The organism is Nonomuraea sp. NPDC049269 (assembly GCF_043197155.1).
Lineage (GTDB): Bacteria > Actinomycetota > Actinomycetes > Streptosporangiales > Streptosporangiaceae > Nonomuraea.
In genome coordinates, this window is the sequence record NZ_JBICSO010000008.1 from 532,540 (window position 1) to 548,695 (window position 16,156).

17 protein-coding genes are annotated in these 16,156 nt (G+C 71.7%); 9 read left to right on the forward strand and 8 right to left on the reverse strand.

From position 1 onward, the window contains the following. Nucleotides 1-32: 32 nt before the first annotated feature. Genes larB through ACGFNP_RS41985 form a run of 4 tightly spaced genes read right to left on the reverse strand, consistent with a single transcriptional unit; the run spans nt 33 to nt 3,946 of the window. Nucleotides 33-698 carry a nickel pincer cofactor biosynthesis protein LarB gene (gene larB / locus ACGFNP_RS41970; RefSeq protein WP_358322831.1) on the reverse strand — a complete coding sequence of 222 codons (666 nt, stop codon included), beginning with the start codon at nt 696-698 and terminating at the stop codon, nt 33-35. Continuing rightward, nucleotides 691-1,527 (reverse strand): ATP-dependent sacrificial sulfur transferase LarE, encoded by an 837-nt coding sequence (gene larE, locus ACGFNP_RS41975; RefSeq protein WP_358322828.1) that lies wholly within the window; start codon nt 1,525-1,527, stop codon nt 691-693. The genes larB and larE overlap by 8 nt, the downstream gene beginning before the upstream one ends. After that, nucleotides 1,512-2,738 (reverse strand): nickel pincer cofactor biosynthesis protein LarC, encoded by a 1,227-nt coding sequence (gene larC, locus ACGFNP_RS41980; protein WP_393328358.1) that lies wholly within the window; start codon nt 2,736-2,738, stop codon nt 1,512-1,514. The genes larE and larC overlap by 16 nt, the downstream gene beginning before the upstream one ends. After that, nucleotides 2,735-3,946, reverse strand: a complete 1,212-nt coding sequence (locus ACGFNP_RS41985) for a lactate racemase domain-containing protein (protein ID WP_393328361.1) — start codon at nt 3,944-3,946, stop codon at nt 2,735-2,737. Before ACGFNP_RS41985 ends, larC begins: the two co-directional genes overlap by 4 nt. A gap of 182 nt (nt 3,947-4,128) precedes the next feature. Here ACGFNP_RS41985 and ACGFNP_RS41990 point away from each other — a divergent pair, with 182 nt between their 5' ends. Then, complete coding sequence (locus ACGFNP_RS41990) at nt 4,129-5,313, forward strand: mannitol dehydrogenase family protein (protein WP_393328364.1); 1,185 nt, start codon at nt 4,129-4,131, stop codon at nt 5,311-5,313. Between the two features lie 104 nt (nt 5,314-5,417). Here the strand turns inward: ACGFNP_RS41990 and ACGFNP_RS41995 are convergent, their stop codons facing one another. Both ACGFNP_RS41995 and ACGFNP_RS42000 read right to left on the reverse strand, forming a co-directional pair. Further along, nucleotides 5,418-5,612: a ferredoxin gene (locus ACGFNP_RS41995; protein WP_358322816.1), complete on the reverse strand. Its 195-nt coding sequence runs from the start codon at nt 5,610-5,612 to the stop codon at nt 5,418-5,420. 2 nt (nt 5,613-5,614) lie between these two features. Next, on the reverse strand, nt 5,615-6,814 hold the full coding sequence (locus tag ACGFNP_RS42000; RefSeq protein ID WP_393328368.1) for a cytochrome P450: 1,200 nt from the start codon (nt 6,812-6,814) through the stop codon (nt 5,615-5,617). 91 nt (nt 6,815-6,905) lie between these two features. Here ACGFNP_RS42000 and ACGFNP_RS42005 point away from each other — a divergent pair, with 91 nt between their 5' ends. Beyond that, entirely contained in the window at nt 6,906-7,490 is a 585-nt protein-coding gene (locus tag ACGFNP_RS42005) for a TetR-like C-terminal domain-containing protein (protein WP_358323566.1), read from the forward strand. 14 nt (nt 7,491-7,504) lie between these two features. Here the strand turns inward: ACGFNP_RS42005 and ACGFNP_RS42010 are convergent, their stop codons facing one another. Beyond that, entirely contained in the window at nt 7,505-8,038 is a 534-nt protein-coding gene (locus ACGFNP_RS42010; RefSeq protein WP_393328371.1) for an NUDIX hydrolase, read from the reverse strand. A 165-nt stretch (nt 8,039-8,203) separates the two neighbouring features. On the opposite strand from ACGFNP_RS42010, the gene ACGFNP_RS42015 reads away from it, so the two are divergent. From ACGFNP_RS42015 to egtA, 3 genes are all read left to right on the forward strand, one after another. Beyond that, entirely contained in the window at nt 8,204-8,842 is a 639-nt protein-coding gene (locus ACGFNP_RS42015; protein WP_393328374.1) for an RNA polymerase sigma factor, read from the forward strand. Nucleotides 8,843-8,910: 68 nt separating this feature from the next. Beyond that, nucleotides 8,911-9,150 (forward strand): zf-HC2 domain-containing protein, encoded by a 240-nt coding sequence (locus ACGFNP_RS42020; protein ID WP_358322805.1) that lies wholly within the window; start codon nt 8,911-8,913, stop codon nt 9,148-9,150. A 164-nt stretch (nt 9,151-9,314) separates the two neighbouring features. Continuing rightward, complete coding sequence (gene egtA, locus ACGFNP_RS42025; protein ID WP_393328377.1) at nt 9,315-10,535, forward strand: ergothioneine biosynthesis glutamate--cysteine ligase EgtA; 1,221 nt, start codon at nt 9,315-9,317, stop codon at nt 10,533-10,535. Here egtA and ACGFNP_RS42030 read toward each other — a convergent pair. Beyond that, a complete protein-coding gene (locus ACGFNP_RS42030; RefSeq protein WP_393328379.1) occupies nt 10,518-11,747 on the reverse strand; it encodes an RNA-guided endonuclease InsQ/TnpB family protein in 1,230 nt (409 codons plus the stop codon). The two genes, egtA and ACGFNP_RS42030, sit on opposite strands and share 18 nt — an antisense overlap. Nucleotides 11,748-11,884: 137 nt before the next feature. Between ACGFNP_RS42030 and egtB the strand changes: the two genes are divergently transcribed. Genes egtB through egtE form a run of 4 tightly spaced genes read left to right on the forward strand, consistent with a single transcriptional unit; the run spans nt 11,885 to nt 15,980 of the window. Beyond that, on the forward strand, nt 11,885-13,177 hold the full coding sequence (egtB, locus tag ACGFNP_RS42035; RefSeq protein ID WP_358322800.1) for an ergothioneine biosynthesis protein EgtB: 1,293 nt from the start codon (nt 11,885-11,887) through the stop codon (nt 13,175-13,177). After that, the gene (gene egtC / locus ACGFNP_RS42040) at nt 13,177-13,878 is read left to right on the forward strand and encodes an ergothioneine biosynthesis protein EgtC (RefSeq protein WP_393328382.1); all 702 of its coding nucleotides are present in this window, start codon (nt 13,177-13,179) and stop codon (nt 13,876-13,878) included. Before egtB ends, egtC begins: the two co-directional genes overlap by 1 nt. 18 nt (nt 13,879-13,896) lie before the next feature. Next, on the forward strand, nt 13,897-14,865 hold the full coding sequence (egtD, locus tag ACGFNP_RS42045; RefSeq protein WP_393328385.1) for an L-histidine N(alpha)-methyltransferase: 969 nt from the start codon (nt 13,897-13,899) through the stop codon (nt 14,863-14,865). Beyond that, nucleotides 14,862-15,980, forward strand: a complete 1,119-nt coding sequence (gene egtE / locus ACGFNP_RS42050) for an ergothioneine biosynthesis PLP-dependent enzyme EgtE (RefSeq protein WP_393328388.1) — start codon at nt 14,862-14,864, stop codon at nt 15,978-15,980. Before egtD ends, egtE begins: the two co-directional genes overlap by 4 nt. Nucleotides 15,981-16,156 lie beyond the last annotated feature (176 nt).

The window sequence follows — 16,156 nt, forward strand, 5'->3', positions numbered from 1 at the left end:
GGATTTCCGGACTGGGGTTTCTTCGTTCACGCTCAACGGCAGGCGATCTGAGCCGCCAGGTGACCGGCGCCGTAGCCGTTGTCGATGTTGACCACGGCGACGCCGGGCGCGCAGGCGTTGAGCATGGCCAGCAGTGGGGCCAGGCCGCCGAAGGCGGCGCCGTAGCCGACCGAGGTCGGCACGGCGACCACCGGCGCGCTGATCAGCCCCGCCACCACGCTCGGCAGCGCGCCGTCCATCCCGGCCGCCACCACCACGACCCGGGCAGCGCGCAACAGGTCGAGCTGGTCCAGCACCCGGTGCAGCCCCGCCACGCCGACATCCACCACCAGCTCGCACTCGCGGCCGAGATAGCGCGCGGTCAGCTCCGCCTCCAGGGCCACCGGCAGGTCGGAAGTGCCCGCCGCCAGCACGACCACCCGCCCGCCGGACGGCGCGGGTGGCTCCGGTGGCCAGGCCAGCAGCCGGGCTTCCGGCTCGTACCGCGCGTCCGGCAGCTCATCCCGTACGGCATGCGCGTGCTCAGGGGTGGCGCGGGTGAAGAGCGTGACCGCGTCGCCCGTCAGCCGGGCCGCGATCGCGCGGACCTGCTCGGGAGTCTTGCCCTCGCAGTAGACCGCCTCCGGATAGCCCCGCCGCGCCACCCGGTCGTCGTCGAGCCGGGCGAAGGAGGCGGGTGGCTGCCAGGCGTCAGCCACCCCGTACCTCCACCAACGGCAGCGTGAAAGCCCCCGACTGGATGCCCGCCAGGTCGACGGCGACCATGCGGAAGCCCGCCTGCCGTACCGCGGACAACACCTGCTCCCGGAGCTCGCCCGCGAGCAGCGGGAGGTCGGCGACGGGCACCTCGATCCGGGCGATCTCGCCATGGTGGCGGACCCGGCATTCGCGCAGGCCCAGCGCGCGCAGCGCGTGCTCGGCCCGCTCGATCTGGTGCAGCTTCTCGGGCGTGACCTCCTCGAAGTGCGGGACGCGCGAGGCCAGGCAGGGGGCGGCGGGCTTGTCGGCGCTGGGCAGGCCCAGGGCGGCGGCGACGCGGCGGACGGCGGCCTTGTCCAGCTCGGCGTCGGCGAGGGGGCGGAGCACCCGGTGGTCGGCGGCGGCGCGGCTGCCGGGCCGGTCGGGGCGCCGCACGTCGTCGGCGTTCTCACCGTAGGCGACCGCGGCCAGGCCGAGCCCGGCTGCGGAGATGCGGGTGAACAGCTCGTCCTTGCAGTGGAAGCAGCGGTCCGGGCCGTTGGCGCGGTAGGCGGGCAGATCGCCCTCGTACGTGGGCACCTCGATCACTTCGGCGCCGATGTACGCGGCGACCTGGTGGGCCGCCGCGCGCTCGTCGGCGGCCAGGCTCGGCGACACGCCGAGGACCGCCACGACCCGGTCGGCGCCCAGTTCGCGGACGGCCAGCGCCAGCAGGACCGAGGAGTCGACGCCGCCGGAGAAGGCCACACCGAGCCGTCCGTCGACCCGGAGCAGGGCGCCCGCCCGGTCCGCGAGCGCGGCCTCAGGGCCGGTCAGTGGGGGGAGCATGTGTCCTCCAGGTGAGAGGGAACCGGCTCGCCGGGAGCGAGCCGGGCCGTGCGGGCGGCCGCCAGGGCCGCGTCCAGCACCGCGCGGACCGGGAGTTCTTCCTGTACGGCGAGGCGGGCGGCGTCCTCGAACTCCGGCGTGGCCTGTACGATCACTCCCTCGCGGTACCCGACCTTGACGGGGAGGCGGGCGCCGAGGACCTCCACGTGCGCCCAGCCACGCGCCAACGCGGTCTTGCGCACGGCCCGCTCGCGCACGCCGAGGGTCGTGGTCAGCCGGAAGATCGCCGCACGCAGCGGATCCGCCCGCGCGGTGGCCGCCAGGACGCAGAGGGTGTGGGCGGGGCGGCCTTTCTTCATCAGGATCGGCACCAGCCAGGCGTCGGCCGCGCCCGCTTCGAGCAGTGCGGTCAGGACGGAAGGCCATACCCGGGGGTCGAGGTCGTCGACGTTGGCCTCCAGGAGGACCGAATCCTCCGCCTGCCTCCCGGCGTCCTGCTCGTCGGCGCCGAGCAGGACGCGTACGACGTTGGGGCGTTCGGGGACGTCACGGCCGCCCGCGCCGACCCCGGTGGCCTCCAGGCGCATGGGCGGCAGTTCGGCGCACTCGCGGGCCAGCGCGGTGACCAGGGCCATGCCGGTGGGGGTGGCCAGCTCGCCCTCTCCACCCGCGAGGATCCGCCGACCGGCGGCGAGCTCGGCCACGGCGGGAACTGGGACCGGGAGCTCTCCGTGGGCGGTCCGCACCCGGCCCGAGCCGACCGCCACCGGACCCGCGCTCAGCTCGCGCACGCCCAGATCATGGAGGGCCGCGCATACGCCCACCACGTCGGCGATCGAGTCCCAGGCGCCGACCTCGTGGAAGTGGACGTCTTCCACAGGCACGCCGTGGACCCGAGCCTCGGCCCGCGCCAGCCGCTCGAACACCGCCAGGGCGTCTCCGCGCACCTGTTCGGGAAGAGTGGCGCGGCCGATCAGGTCGCGGATCTCGGCCCAGGTTCGGTGCGGGTGGTGGTCGGTGCTCTCGACCCGCACGTGAGTGGCCCGCAGCCCGGCTCGGGTGACCTGGCGCGGCGTCAGTCGTACCTCATCCGGGATGACCGCCGCCACGGCCGCGCGGACCGTTTCCAGGCCGGCGCCCGCGTCCAGCAGCGCGGCCAGGAGCATGTCTCCCGCGATCCCGGCCGAGGCGTCGATCCAGGCCCGCCTCATGAGCGCAGCCGGTAGAGGACCTCGCCCGCCTCGGGCACCACCAACGTCTCGGGATCGGTGGCCAGCGCTTCGAGGTCGACGCTGGCCGGGTCAAGGTAGCCGAGGTTGGCCCGGCGGACTGTCCGCTCGGGGATGGCGGTGGCCAGGGTGACCCGGACCCGGCAGCGCTCGCCCTCCTCCGGCGAGTAGGTGCCCGAGCCGCGCAGGTGGGTGGAGTGGGCCAGGACGCCCCAGTGCAGGTGCTCGAAGCGGTCCCACTGCTTGGTGAAGTAGTCGCGGCAGTGGTAGCCGATCTCCTCGATCTCGGGGTGCATCTCGGAGATCGAGGAGATGTGCGGGGCGTAGAGGATGACCTCGCCGCCGTCGGCGACCACGGGTTCGAGCTTGTAGAAGCCCTTCGCCCCCGTCCACATGTCCTGATATTTCGTCGGAATGATGGAGACGACGCGCTTGACGGGCTTGTCGAGGTAGCGGACGTGTGTCTCCGCGGAGACCCCGGCCGCCGCCGCCCACGCCTGCTGCGGTGTGCCGTACGCGATCGAATGCAGCTTGTCCGACCCCGACTGCATCACCAGGCAGAACGCCAGCCGCCGGGTCGGGATCAGCGAGGCGGCCTCGTCGATCAGGGCGCGCACCGGGGTGATGCCGCGTGTGCCGATGATCTCCGAGCTGGTGATCAGCGCGCCGAGCCAATGCGACAGATCGATCACATCCGCGCCCGCGACGCCGGGAAAGAAGTACTTGTTGCCCCCGGAGAAGCCGACCACCTCGTGCGGGAAGACCGGCCCGAGGACCAGCGCGACGTCGTGCTCCACTACCGCGCGGTTGATCCGTACGTCCACCTCGTGCCGCAGCAACCCGCCCGACAGCTCGCCGATCCGGTCGGCGGAGATCGTGCCGAGGGAGACGAACGTCGACGGCTCCCACCAGGCGTGGTTGATCGCATGGACCCCCGGGGCCAGCTCGGTGTCGTCCATCGGGGCGTGGGTGCCCAGCGCGATGAGCACGGTCAGGCGGCTCACCCGGCCCTCCAGCGCGTCGCGAACGGCGGTGAGCAGGAGGGGGAGCGGGCAGGTGCGGGTCCCGTCGGGGACCACCACGCAGACACTGCGGCCGTCGAGATCCTCGGCCATGAGCCGCTCGGCCACGAAGCGCCGCACCTGCTCATCGGTGAGAACGACGCCGGGACCGCCGATCTGTTGGGTCATGCGTGCAGCCGACCATGCGCGCGGCCCACCTGGCAAATTGCGCGGCGCCTCATGCCGTTCGCCGACCCAGCTGTTCATCGCGCCCGACCACCATGCCACCCGCCTGTTGCACGCCGGATAGTGTTGTTCGCCGTGGAAGAGACGGTCTTCTCCACCGTCGACCCGCGAAAGGCGTTCAAGCTGTGAGACGTCCGGTGCGCATCCTCCATGTAGGCCTGGGCGGGTTCGCCCGCGCCCACCAGGCCTGGTACACCCACCACGCGCCCGACGCCGAGCAGTGGGGGATCGCCGCCTTCAGCCACCGCGGCACCGACCTGGCGGCACGGCTCGCCGCGCGGGAGGGGCGCTATACCCTGATCACCCGCGCGCCCGACGGCGACCGGCGTGAGGTCGTCGAATCCCTGGTCGCCGCCTATCCGGGCAGTGACCACGACGTGTGGCTGGACTACTGGCGGCGGCCCGACCTGGCCGTCGTCACGTTGACGATCACGGAGGCGGGCTACGTTCCGGGCACCTCCTCCGACGTTCCCGGAACGCCTTCCGATGCCGAGACGCTCCGCGCCGACCCCCGTGCACCGGTGACGACGGCCGCCGCGCGGCTGCTGGCCGGGCTCGTGGCTCGCCGGGAGGCCGGGCACGGGCCGGTCGCGATCGTGCCCTGCGACAACCTGCCGGGCAACGGCGAGCTGATCGAACGCGTGCTCGCCGAGCTGGCCGAGGCCACGGGGCACTCAGCCGCGGTGCGGCACGCCACGTACGTCTCCACGATGGTGGACCGGATCACGCCCTATTCCACCGAGGACGACCCGACCACGGTGGTCACGGAGCCGTACAGCGAGTGGGTGCTGGCCGGCGACTTCCCGGCGGGCAGACCGGCCTGGGAGGAGGCGGGCGCCCGGTTCATGGCCGATGTCACGCCGTTCGAGGATCGCAAGCTGCGCCTGCTCAATGGCGGGCATTCCCTGCTGGCCTACGGCGGGCCCCTGCGCGGGCACGAGACCGTGGCCGAGGCCGTGGCCGATCCTGTCTGCCGCGCCTGGCTGGCGCAGTGGTGGGAGGAGGCCTCCCGTGGGCTTCCCGACATCGAACTGGCCGCCTACCGTGATGCCCTGCTGGAACGCTTCGCGAACCCGAGGATCAGGCACACGCTGGCGAAGATCGCTGAAAACGGCCACCAGAAGATCGCCACCCGCGTGCTGCCGGTCCTGCGCGCCGAACGGAAGCAGGGCAGGCTGCCCGAAGGGGCGATCCGCGTGCTCGCGGCCTGGTTGCTGCGCACGCCGGGGGCGTCGCTGACCGATCTCGGTCTGGCCGACGACGTCGAGCTCGCTTCGGCAGTGGCTCGGCAGGCACGCGAGCTCGCCTGAGCCGTTCGGCGTCGCCACGCTCGGCCTTCATGCCGCCGGACCCGTTCGGCGTCGCCACCCTTGGTCTTCGTGCTCTCGGGCCCGCTCGGCTCCAGCCCGGCTGTCTATTCGTCCAGGAAGATGGCCCCGGCGGGGCAGACGGCGGCGGTCTCGCGGACCGCCGCGTGCTGGTCCGCGCCGGGCTCGGCGTCCAGCAGGATGACGATGCCGTCATCCTCGCGCTGGTCGAAGACCTCCGGCGCGATCAGCACGCACTGGCCGGCGCCGCAGCACTTCTCCTCGTCAACAGTGATCTTCATGGCTACCACCTCACCGGAAGCTTGAGCAGACCGCCGACGGCCAGACCGTCCAACCGTTCCAGCTCCTCCACCGGCACCGCCAGGTCCAGGGTCGGGAGCTTGCGCAGCAGTACCTCCAGCACGACCTGCAGTTCGGTGCGGGCCAGCGCCTGGCCGAGGCAGGAGTGGGCGCCGGAGCCGAAGGCCAGGTGCGGGTTGGGGCTGCGGGTCAGATCCAACCGGTCGGCGGCCGCGAAGGCGCCCTCGTCGCGGTTGGCGGCGGCCATGCTGCAGATCACCGTGGTGCCCTTCGGCAACACCGTGCCGCCGACCTCGGTCTCCTCGGGCAGATAGCGGGGCAGGCCGAAGCCGGAGTTGGCGTCGAAGCGCAGCGACTCCTCCACCGCGGTGCGGATCAGCGACGGGTCGGCCAGCAGCCGCTCCCAGCGCGTGCGGTCGGCCAGCAGCATCGCCACCATCTTGCCGATCATGTTGGCGGTGGTCTCGTGCCCGGCGACCAGCAGCGCCATCCCGGTGACCAGCACCTGGAGCTCCGTCAGCCCGCCGTCCTCCGGCCCGCCGGCCGCGATCAGCTCGCTGAGCAGGTCGTCACCGGGTTCGGCGCGCTTGGCGGCGAGGTGGTCAGACATGTACTGGAAGAACTCGGCCTGCGCGGCGTCGATCTCGGCCTTCTCGTACTTGGTCAGGTTGAGCAGGGTGTCGGACCAGTAGGAGAACCGCTCGCGGTCGGCGGCGGGCACGCCGAGCATGTCGCAGATGACGTAGACCGGCAGCGGGAAGCCCAGCGACGCTTTGAGGTCGGCGGGCCGGCCGCGCTCGACCATCTGGTCGATCAATTGCTCGGCGATCCGCGCCATCTGGGGGCGCAGGGCGGACATGCGCTTGGCGGTGAACCACTTGCCGACCAGGCGCCTCCAGTGCTGGTGCTCCTCGCCGCCGTCCGGGATGATCGCCGCCATCTCGCTGCTGAACAGGCCGCCATCGTCGGTGTCCGACAGCCGGGCCGCGTCCGGGGCGTTGAGCAGGCGGCTGAGGCGCGGGTCGGCGAGCACCTGCTTGACGTCCTCGTAGCGGGTCAGCAGGGTCGCCTGGTCGCCGCTGGGCAGCTTCACGTGCGCCACCGGGCACTCGCCACGCAGCTTCGCCCATTCGGCGGGCGGTTCCAGCGCTGCGTCGTTGGGGATCGGATAGGCCAGGGTCACGTGGCTACTCCTTCTCGACGGGTCATGTCATTAGCCTACATCTGTAGGAAAACCGACACATGTCGTCATACGATAGGCTGTTTCTGTGGCGATGATCAAGACCCAAGCGAGCGACCGGCGCGTTCGCCGCACCCGAGCGGCCCTGGCCCGCGCGCTGATCCAGCTCGTCGCGGAGCAGGAGCTGGCCAGAATCAGCGTCTCGGACGTCGCCGAACTCGCCGAAGTGAGCCGCTCGTCCTTCTACGACCACTACCGCGATGTGCACGAACTGGCCGAGGACGCCTGTACGGCGATGATCGACGACCTGCTCCAGGCGGTGCCCAAGCCCTCGCTCGACTCCGGCGACCTGGCCCAGGACACGACCGAATCGCTGACCGCCTTCTTCGCCAGCCTGGCCGAGCACGCCGGGCTCTTCCGCGCGCTGCTGGGATCACAGGGCAGCGCGCGCGTCATCGACCACATTCGCGCTCGGATCACCGAGGCGACCAGCGATCACCTGCTCGACGACCTTTCGCCCGTTCCGCCCGATGTCACGGCGGCCTTCACCGCCGGTGCGCTCATCGGGGTGTCGGTCGACTGGCTCCAGCGCGGATGTCCGCGAACCCCGGCCGAGATGGCCGCCGCCACCTGGCCCCTGCTGAACGCGCTCTATCGCCTGGAGTCCGGTGACGACTGAGGGCGACGGCCATTTCAGTGTGACGCGCGTGCCTGCAGGAGGTCGGCCAGGAGGTGCAGCAGGGCCGCCGCCGTGGTCGCGGAGGTGATGGCCTCCTCGCTGATCAGCCGCTGGATGCCCAGCACCGGGAGCCATTCGGCCCGTTCGTGAGCCTGATCGCCGGCCGGCGCGGCGATGCGGGTGGCCTGGTAGGCGACGAAGATCACGTGGTCGCTGTCGGCGACGTTCTCGGCGGTGCGGATCCGGATCAGTGGCGTCAGGGGCCCGGGGCGCCAGCCGGTCTGCTCCTCCACGAGACGGGCCGCGGCCCTCTCAGGGTCCTCGTCCGGGCCGATCTCGCCGAGTGGGATCTCCCACCCCCACGTGTCGGTGACAGGGCGGTGCCGCCATAGCAACAGCGCGCACCCGTCATGAAAGACCACCGCTCCGGCGGCTTGCGGCGTGCGGATGAAGGGTTGCTCCATGTGCTCGCCGTCGGTCAGTTCGAGGTCCACGACGCGGAGGTCGACCCCGTTCGCCGCGTAGAGCAGCCTTTCCGACCGACGCATGGGATGCTCCTCATCGATTCGCCGGAGATTTCATCTTCTGAGAATACGCAGGAGGCCGCCCAGCCTCCGGGCCGCGCTGGTGGGCAGATTAGCCTGGGTAGATGCGGGGCGCGGGTCGGCCCGGATGTCATGGATGTCCCGACGTCTGACCGGAGGGAAGCGATCGTGAGGTCTTTCGCGGGCGGAGGGTTGCCCTCGGATGACGTCATTGTCCGGGCCCTCCGCGCGGGTGATGAGGCGATGTTCGCGGCGCTGCTCGACACCTGGTCCCGGGGCATGCTGCGCGTGGCCAGGTCCTACGTGTCCACCGACCACTCCGCGGAAGAGGTCGTCCAGGACACCTGGCTGGCGGTGATCGGCGGGATCGATGGCTTCGAGGGCCGTTCCTCGGTCAAGACGTGGATATTCCGCATCGTGGTCAACACGGCGAAGAAGCGCGGCGTCCGCGAGCGGCGCACGCTGCCGTGGAGCGCCTTCGAGGGAGACGGTGGCAACGCCGCCGACCAGCACCTCGACCCGGTGCCGCCGGGCGGCTGGACGGATCCGCCCGCGGCCTGGCCGACGCCCGAGGGGGAGGCGCTGGCCTCGGAGGTGCGCGGCCTGATCGGCGAGGTCCTGGCCAGGCTGCCGCCCCGGCAGCGCATCGTGATCACCCTGCGGGACGTGGAGGGGTGCACCTCCGACGAGGTGTGCGAGATCCTGAAGATCTCCGCCGCCAACCAGCGGGTCCTGCTGCATCGCGCCCGTGTCGCGGTGCGCGGCTGGCTCGCGGACTATTTCGAGTCCGTGGGACAGCCGGACTAGCGCCGTCGGCTCCGCGCGGCGGCACAATAGGTGAAACGGTTCATTCAGGAGACAAGGCGGTCGGCGTCGTGAAGCGCTTCACATGCGACGAGCTGGTGGATCTCATCACCGCCTATCTTGACGACGCCCTCGATCCGGCCGAGCGCGAGGGTGCGCACGCGCACCTGGCCTGTTGCCAGGGCTGTAGCCGCTACTTCGAACAGTTCCGCGCGACCATCGCCGCCTTAGGCGATCCGCCCCCGGAGAAACTCCCCGCCGGCGTGCGCGACCGGCTCATGTCCGCGTTCCGCGAGCGGCGACCGTCATAAGGCCCTCCAGGTGACGTAGCGGCCGGTCACACCACATCCGATCTCCGGAAAAATCCGTCTGTAACGCTTACGCCCTTTGCGGGTCTGTAGATGGGGACGCCGTTGCCTGCGGCGGATCGCTGGACGCGGACCATCAAGACCCATGCGCCATGCGAGGGGGGCCGATGATCGGGCTTACAGCCGAGAGTACGCCGCTGCGGGACGCCTCAGAGGTGGCGGATTTCGCGCGTCACTGCTTCCGTCCCGCCGCCGCGGACCGGGTGGGCGTGGAGCTGGAATTCCTGATCTTCGACCGTACGGAGGTGGCCAGGCAGGTCTCGCTGGCCAGGATCGAGCGGGCCCTGCCCGAACTGGCCGGCGGCAGCCGGTTGACCTTCGAACCGGGCGGTCAGCTCGAACTGTCCGGCCCGGCGGGCCCGCTGCCGGAGGCGCTGGCCCGCCTGGCCGGCGACGTGGCCGCCGTACGCGCCGCCCTGCGAGCGGCAGGGCTGGTGCTGGCCGGAATCGGCCTCGATCCGGTACGCCCGGCCCGCCGCCAGTTGCGTGAGCCCCGGTACGAGGCGATGGCCGAGTTCCTCGGTGTGCCGTACGGGCAGCTCATGATGTGCTCGACCGCGTCGATCCAGGTCAACCTGGACCTGGGGGAGCGGCCGGCGGCGCGATGGGATCGGGCGCACGCGTTCGGCCCCGTGCTGATGGCGGCCTTCGCCAACTCGCCGCTGAGCGATGGCCGGCCGTGCGGCTGGATGTCGGGCCGTCAGGCCGTCTGGGATCACCTCGACCCCACCAGGACCTCGCCCGTGCCCGCCTCGGGCGATCCTGCCGCGGACTGGGCGGAATACCTGCTGGATGCCCGGCTCATGCTGGTACGGGAGGACGAGCAGAGCTATCGCCCGGTCCGTGATGGCTCCACGTTCCGAGACTGGCTGACGGCCGACGGCGGGCGGCGGCCCACCGCCGAGGACCTGGCCTACCACGCCACGACGCTGTTTCCACCGGTGCGGCCCCGGGGCTGGCTGGAGATCCGCTACCTCGACGCCCAGCACCCGGCGATCTGGCCGGTCTGTGTGGCCGTGACCCATGCCCTCATCATGGACGACCGCGCCGCCGACGCCGCGATGGCCGCCGCGGAGCCGTACCGCCGGCTGTGGGGGGTGGCGGCGCGGTGCGGGCTGGCCGACCCGCACCTGCGCCGGGTCGCCGAGGCGTGCTTCCGCGCCGCGCTGGAGGCGCTGCCGCGCTGCGGCGCGAGCCCCGGCCTGGTCGGCGAGGTGGCCGCGTTCGCCGACCGGCACGTGAGCACGGGCCGCTCACCTGCGTCCGACCTGCTGGATGTCCCGAACTGGCCGAGCGACGAGGGATGGGAATCAACTACCACCGGCTGAAGCCGGTGGTTTGCTCTCGCAGTCCCGTCTGGGTGAGGGGAGGCCGGTAGCGTGTGGCTGGTTGATAGCAGCCCAGCCCGTAACGCCGCGTTGGGCGATGTTGCGGGCCGCGATGTGGTCGGCGTACCCAGCGAGGCCACACCCGGTGCAGACGAACCGGCCCCATGCCGGCCGATTCGCCCTGCTGACATTCCCGCAGTCCGGACACGCCTGCGAGGTGTAGGCGGGGTCGACCAGCAGGAAGGCGATCCCGGCGCGGGCGGCCTTGTAGCGGGTGAAGGTGATCTGCTGGGCGAAGGCCCAGCTGTGCAGGGTGCGCCGCTGGAGCCGGTGAGCCCTGACCCGACCGCGGATGCCCTGCAGATCCTCCAGGGCGACACCGCGGCCGGTGCGTTCGGCTTCACGCACCACAAACGTGCTGATTTGGTGGTTGAGGTCGCTCATCATCCGGTGCTCACGCCCGGCAAGGCGGCGCAGCACCCGCCGCGCCGCCGGGGTGCCCTTCTTCTGCAGCCGCCGGCGTTGACGGTGCCGCCGCTCCCGCAGCGTGCGGACGTGGCCGTTGCCGCCGATCGGGCCGGCCAGCGCCGGGCCGGGCAGCACCACGCCGTCGCAGGTGACCGCCAGATTCGCCACCCCCTGATCCACCCCCACAAAGCCGCCGACCGGCTCACGCACCACCGGCTTGGGCAGGGTGACGGTGACCAGCAACAGCCACACCCCGCGCCGGCAGACCAGATCGGCCTCGCCGCGCGGCAGCACGTCGATGGCTTTGAGGTCTTCGGGCCGGCCGGTGTACGGGACGGTGACCCGGCCGGTGGGCGTCCACAGCGACACGGTGCGGGCGTCACGGTTGAAGCTCATCAGCCGGGCGTCGTAGGGGACGGCGCCGTGCGGGCGGAAGATGTGAGCGCGTTTCTTGGTGGCGCGCCGGTTGGCATACGCGCCGGCGACCCGGGCGATCGCCCGCACCGCCGCCTGCGCGCCCAGTCCGGCCACCTGCGCCCGCACCTCGTCATAGGCCAGCCGATGCAACTCCACCACACGGAACACACGATGCTGCCAGGCCAGCCGGGACACCACGGTGGCCGCCTGATTACACAACAACACCGCCGCCGCCAGCGCCTCAGCCTGAGCCAGGTTCGGTGTGAGCCGCAGTTGCACGATCGTGGGCATGCCATGGCGTTTGGTGGCGGAGCGGCGGATCGCCATCGCGCACCTCCTGTCCCAGCATCCTCACCCACCGCACACATTACCGAGCGTGACCGAGTCTTTCCATACTGTTTTCGAAAGGAGGGGTGGCGCTTCCTCCCGGCCCTGACGGACCGGGTCTCCGCGCCATCATTCAGATGAACGACTTCAAGGAACGCATCGCGGCCGAGCTCATCGCGGTGCGCGACCGGTCACTCACCTACACGGCGGCGGAGGACGACCTGCTGGTACGCCAGCACTCCCAGTTGATGTCGCCACTGGTGTGGGACCTGGCGCACGTGGGCAACTACGAGGAGCTCTGGGTGCTGCGCGCGGCCGGGGGCATCGACCCGCTGCGGCCCGAGATCGACGACATCTACGACGCGTTCAAGACGCCGCGCAAGGATCGTCCCAGCCTGCCCTTCCTGGGCCCGGCCGAGGCCCGCCGCTACATCGAGGGCGTACGCGGGCGGGTGCTCGACGTCCTCGATGCGATCGACCTGGACGGACCCGCCCCGCTGCACCGCGACGGCTTCGTGTTCGGCCTGGTCATCCAGCACGAGCATCAGCATGACGAGACCATGCTCGCCACCCTGCAACTGTCCGGGCAGCCCGGGCTGGTGCGCGACGGCGACCTTCCGCCGGGCCGCAGCGAGGGTCCGGAAGAGGTCTTCGTGCCCGCGGGCTCCTTCGTCATGGGCACCGACACCCTGCCCTGGGCTTACGACAACGAACGGCCGGCCCACCGGGTGGACCTGCCCGCGTACTGGATCGACCGGCTGCCCGTGGGCAACCGCGCCTACGAGGCGTTCATCGAGGACGGCGGCTACGACGACCCGCGCTGGTGGTCGGCGGAGGGCTGGCAGTGGCGGCAGCGGAGCGGGGTCTTCGCCCCGCTGTTCTGGGTCAGGGACGGCGCCGCCTGGTCGCGTACCCGCTTCGGCCGTACCGAGCCGGTCCCGATGGACGAGCCGGTCCAGCACGTGAGCTGGTACGAGGCCGACGCCTACGCCCGCTGGGCGGGCAAGCGGCTCCCCACCGAGGCCGAATGGGAGAAGGCCTGCGGCTGGGACCCTCGGGCCGGGAAGGCGCACAGGTACCCATGGGGTGAGGACGCCCCAGGCCCCGACCGGGCGAACCTCGGGCACCGCGCCGCCCATCCCGCGCCGCTGGGCGCCTACCCGGCCGGGGCCGGCGCCTACGGGGCCGAGCAGATGGTGGGTGACGTCTGGGAGTGGACTGCCTCCTGGTTCCAGCCCTATCCCGGCTTCCGCACTTTTCCGTACAAGGAGTACAGCGAGGTGTTCTTCGGCCAGGAGTACCGGGTGCTGCGCGGTGGCTCCTGGGCGGCCGATCCGGCGGCGGTGCGGACCACGTTCAGAAACTGGGACTATCCGATCCGCCGGCAGATCTTCACCGGCTTCCGCTGCGCCCGTTCGGAGCGGGTCTGATGTGCAGGCACGCGGCCTGGCTGGGCGCCGCCCGCTCGCTCGACTGGCTCATTCACGAGCCGGAACACGGCCTGTTGAAACAGTCGTACGCGCCGCGGCGGCAGCGTCACGGCACAATCAACGCCGACGGGTACGGCATGGGCTGGTATGAATCGGGGCGCTCTGTGCGGTATCGCCGTTCCGTGCCCATCTGGACCGACGCCAATCTGCCCGGGCTCGCGCGGATCGCCCGCTCGACCTGCCTGCTGGCGGCCGTCCGCTCGGCCACCGTCGGCATGCCGATCGAGGAGAGTGCCACCCCGCCGTTCACCGACGGGCGGTGGCTGCTCAGCCACAACGGCCGCGTCGCGCGGGACGCGGTCAGGGACCTGGCCGACGACGCCGAGAGCACGTGCGACGCCGCCTGGGTCGCCGCCGCCGTGTTCCAGCGCGGGCACGCCGGGCTCGGCCTGGGCGAGGCGCTCGCCGAGGTGGTCGTCCACGCCGGGGAGAAGGACCCCGGCGCTCGCCTGAACCTGCTCGCCTGCGACGGCGCGTCGATCGCCGCCACCGTCTGGGGCGACACCCTCTTCCATCACCGACTTCACGACGGCGTGCTGGTGGCCAGCGAGCCGCTCGACGACCTGCCCGGATGGCAGGCGGTACCCGAGCGCAGCCTGCTGACCGTCACCCGCGACGACGTACGCGTCCAGCCGTTGTAATCCACTCGGGGAGGCCTCATGCCCGTCAGCCAGTCCACCGTGCACGTGATCAACCATCTTGACCGCGGCTATCTACGCCAGGCACTCGAACACGACGTCAGGACGGGACTGACGGCTGTGCCCAAGTGGCTGCCGCCCAAGTGGTTCTACGACGCCGCGGGCAGCGAGTTGTTCTCCCGCATCACCCGGTTGCCCGAGTACTACCCGACCCGGCGCGAGCTCGCCATCCTGCGCGCGCGGGCCGCGGACCTGGCCGCCGCCAGCGGTGCGGACACGCTGGTCGAGCTGGGCTCGGGTACCAGCGAGAAGACCGTCCTGCTGCTCGAGGCGCTCGCCCCGCGCGTCTACACGCCGGTGGACGTCGACGAGGTCACCCTGTCGGCGGCGGCGCATCGGCTGGCCGGGCTCTTCCCCGGGCTACGGGTCAGGGCGCTGTGCGCCGACTTCGAGCGCCATCTGGCGTTGCTACCGCGTACCGGGCGGCGAATGGTGGCCTTCCTCGGCGGCACGATCGGAAACCTCGAACCGGCCGCCCGCGCGGTGTTCATGAAAGACCTGCGGGCCACGCTCCGGCCCGGGGACACGTTCCTGCTCGGGGCGGACCTGGTGAAGGACACCGGGCGGTTGGTCGCGGCCTACGACGACCCGGCCGGGGTGACGGCCGCCTTCAACAGGAACGTGCTGCGGGTGATCAACCGGGAGCTGGCGGCGGACTTCGACCCGGAGGCGTTCGAGCACGTGGCGCTGTACGACGAGCGGAACGAGTGGATCGAGATGCGGCTGCGGGCGAGCCGGGACATGCGGGTGCGGATCGGCGGGCTGGGGCTGGTCGCCGACTTCGCCGAGGGGGAGGAGACGCGGACCGAGATCAGCGCCAAGTTCCGGCCGGAGGGGCTGCGGGCGGAGCTCGCGGACGCGGGGTTCGAGGTGCGCCGCAGCTACACGGACCCGGCCGGGGACTTCACCCTGGTCCTGGCCGGAGTGTGAGCGTTGGGACCCTGTGGCGGGCCGCGCGCGGCGCGGCACCGCCCGGGCATCTCGACGCGGCCGGCTGCAACGTGCCTAGCGACCGGGTGCTCGACGCGGTCATGGCGCAGCTGCGGCTGGAACGGCAGCGCGGCGGCTACGCCGCCGTCCCGGACCTGACCACGGCGAAGTCGGCTCTGGCCGAGCTGGTCGGCGCCGGTCCGGAGGACGTGGCCTTCCTGGAGAGCGGGACGGCCGCGATGGCGGCGCTGCTGGGCGGGTGGCGGCTCGCGCCGGGCAGCAGCGTCGGATACACGCGCAGCGAGTACGGCAGCACGCTGATGCTGCTGCGCCGCCTCGCCGAACAGCGGGACTGGAAGCTCGTCGAACTTCCGGTGGACGACGACGGCCGCCTCGACGCTGCAGGCGTGCGGGCCGGGCTGGACCTGATGGTCCTCTCCCACATCGGCTCCCACCGCGGCGTCGTGCAACCGGCGGCCGAGATCGGGGCGCGGTGCCGCGCGGCGGGGATCCCTCTCGTGCTGGACGTCTGCCAGTCGCTCGGGCACGTGGAGGTACGCGGGGCGGGCGCGAGCGCGTACGTGGGGACCTCGCGCAAGTGGCTGGCCGGGCCGCGCGGCGTCGGCTTCCTGATTGTGCCCGACCTCACCCCTGCCATGGACGCCGCGGCTCCCACCCTCGGAGGGCACCTCTGGAGCGAACCGTCGCCGGTGCCACTGCCTGGCGCGGTGCGGTACGAGAGCTCAGAAGGAGCGATCGCGGCGCGGGTCGGGCTCGGTGTGGCCGTACTCGAACAGCACGCGCTCGGCCCGTCCTTGCTTCAAGCCGCTCTGGCCGACCTCGGTCGTACGGCACGCGGTCTCCTCGACGGGGCCGGGGGCTGGCGCGTGGCCGAACCGCTCGACGAGCCGTCCGCCCTCGTCACGCTCAGACCCCCGCCGACCGACACGGCCGAGCACGCCGCGGCCCGGGCGGCGGAGGCGTCCCTGCTGGTCAGCGTGGTGCCGACCAGCCGGGCGCCGTTGGACCTGCGCGAACCCGTGCTCCGCGTCTCCCCACCGCCCGGCACGCCTCTGGAGACCCTGCACACCCTGGCCCGCGTCCTCGCCTCCTGACGCATCAGCGCTTTTCGGGCCGGCGGACCCCGGCTGAAAGTTTCAGCAGCGTTCTCGGTCTTGTCCAAGGTCGGTGCGGGTGCCCCACTTCCGGGGCGGGGGACGCTCTTGCGAGGTAAACCGGTTCAGCAGATTGTTGGGAGCGCTCCCAAAAGCCGGGGAGAGCCGGGACGGGC

Excerpts from the sequence above, each read along its gene's own strand:
- ACGFNP_RS41985 (WP_393328361.1), bottom strand. The coding sequence starts at position 3,946 with ATGACCCAACAGATCGGCGGTCCCGGCGTCGTTCTCACCGATGAGCAG.
- ACGFNP_RS41995 (WP_358322816.1), bottom strand. The coding sequence starts at position 5,612 with ATGAAGATCACTGTTGACGAGGAGAAGTGCTGCGGCGCCGGCCAGTGC.
- egtA (WP_393328377.1), top strand. The coding sequence starts at position 9,315 with ATGATCGGGCTTACAGCCGAGAGTACGCCGCTGCGGGACGCCTCAGAG.
- larE (WP_358322828.1), bottom strand. The coding sequence starts at position 1,527 with ATGCTCCCCCCACTGACCGGCCCTGAGGCCGCGCTCGCGGACCGGGCG.
- egtC (WP_393328382.1), top strand. The coding sequence starts at position 13,177 with ATGTGCAGGCACGCGGCCTGGCTGGGCGCCGCCCGCTCGCTCGACTGG.
- ACGFNP_RS42030 (WP_393328379.1), bottom strand. The coding sequence starts at position 11,747 with ATGGCGATCCGCCGCTCCGCCACCAAACGCCATGGCATGCCCACGATC.
- larC (WP_393328358.1), bottom strand. The coding sequence starts at position 2,738 with ATGAGGCGGGCCTGGATCGACGCCTCGGCCGGGATCGCGGGAGACATG.
- ACGFNP_RS42005 (WP_358323566.1), top strand. The coding sequence starts at position 6,906 with ATGATCAAGACCCAAGCGAGCGACCGGCGCGTTCGCCGCACCCGAGCG.
- egtB (WP_358322800.1), top strand. The coding sequence starts at position 11,885 with ATGAACGACTTCAAGGAACGCATCGCGGCCGAGCTCATCGCGGTGCGC.
- ACGFNP_RS42010 (WP_393328371.1), bottom strand. The coding sequence starts at position 8,038 with ATGCGTCGGTCGGAAAGGCTGCTCTACGCGGCGAACGGGGTCGACCTC.
- egtD (WP_393328385.1), top strand. The coding sequence starts at position 13,897 with ATGCCCGTCAGCCAGTCCACCGTGCACGTGATCAACCATCTTGACCGC.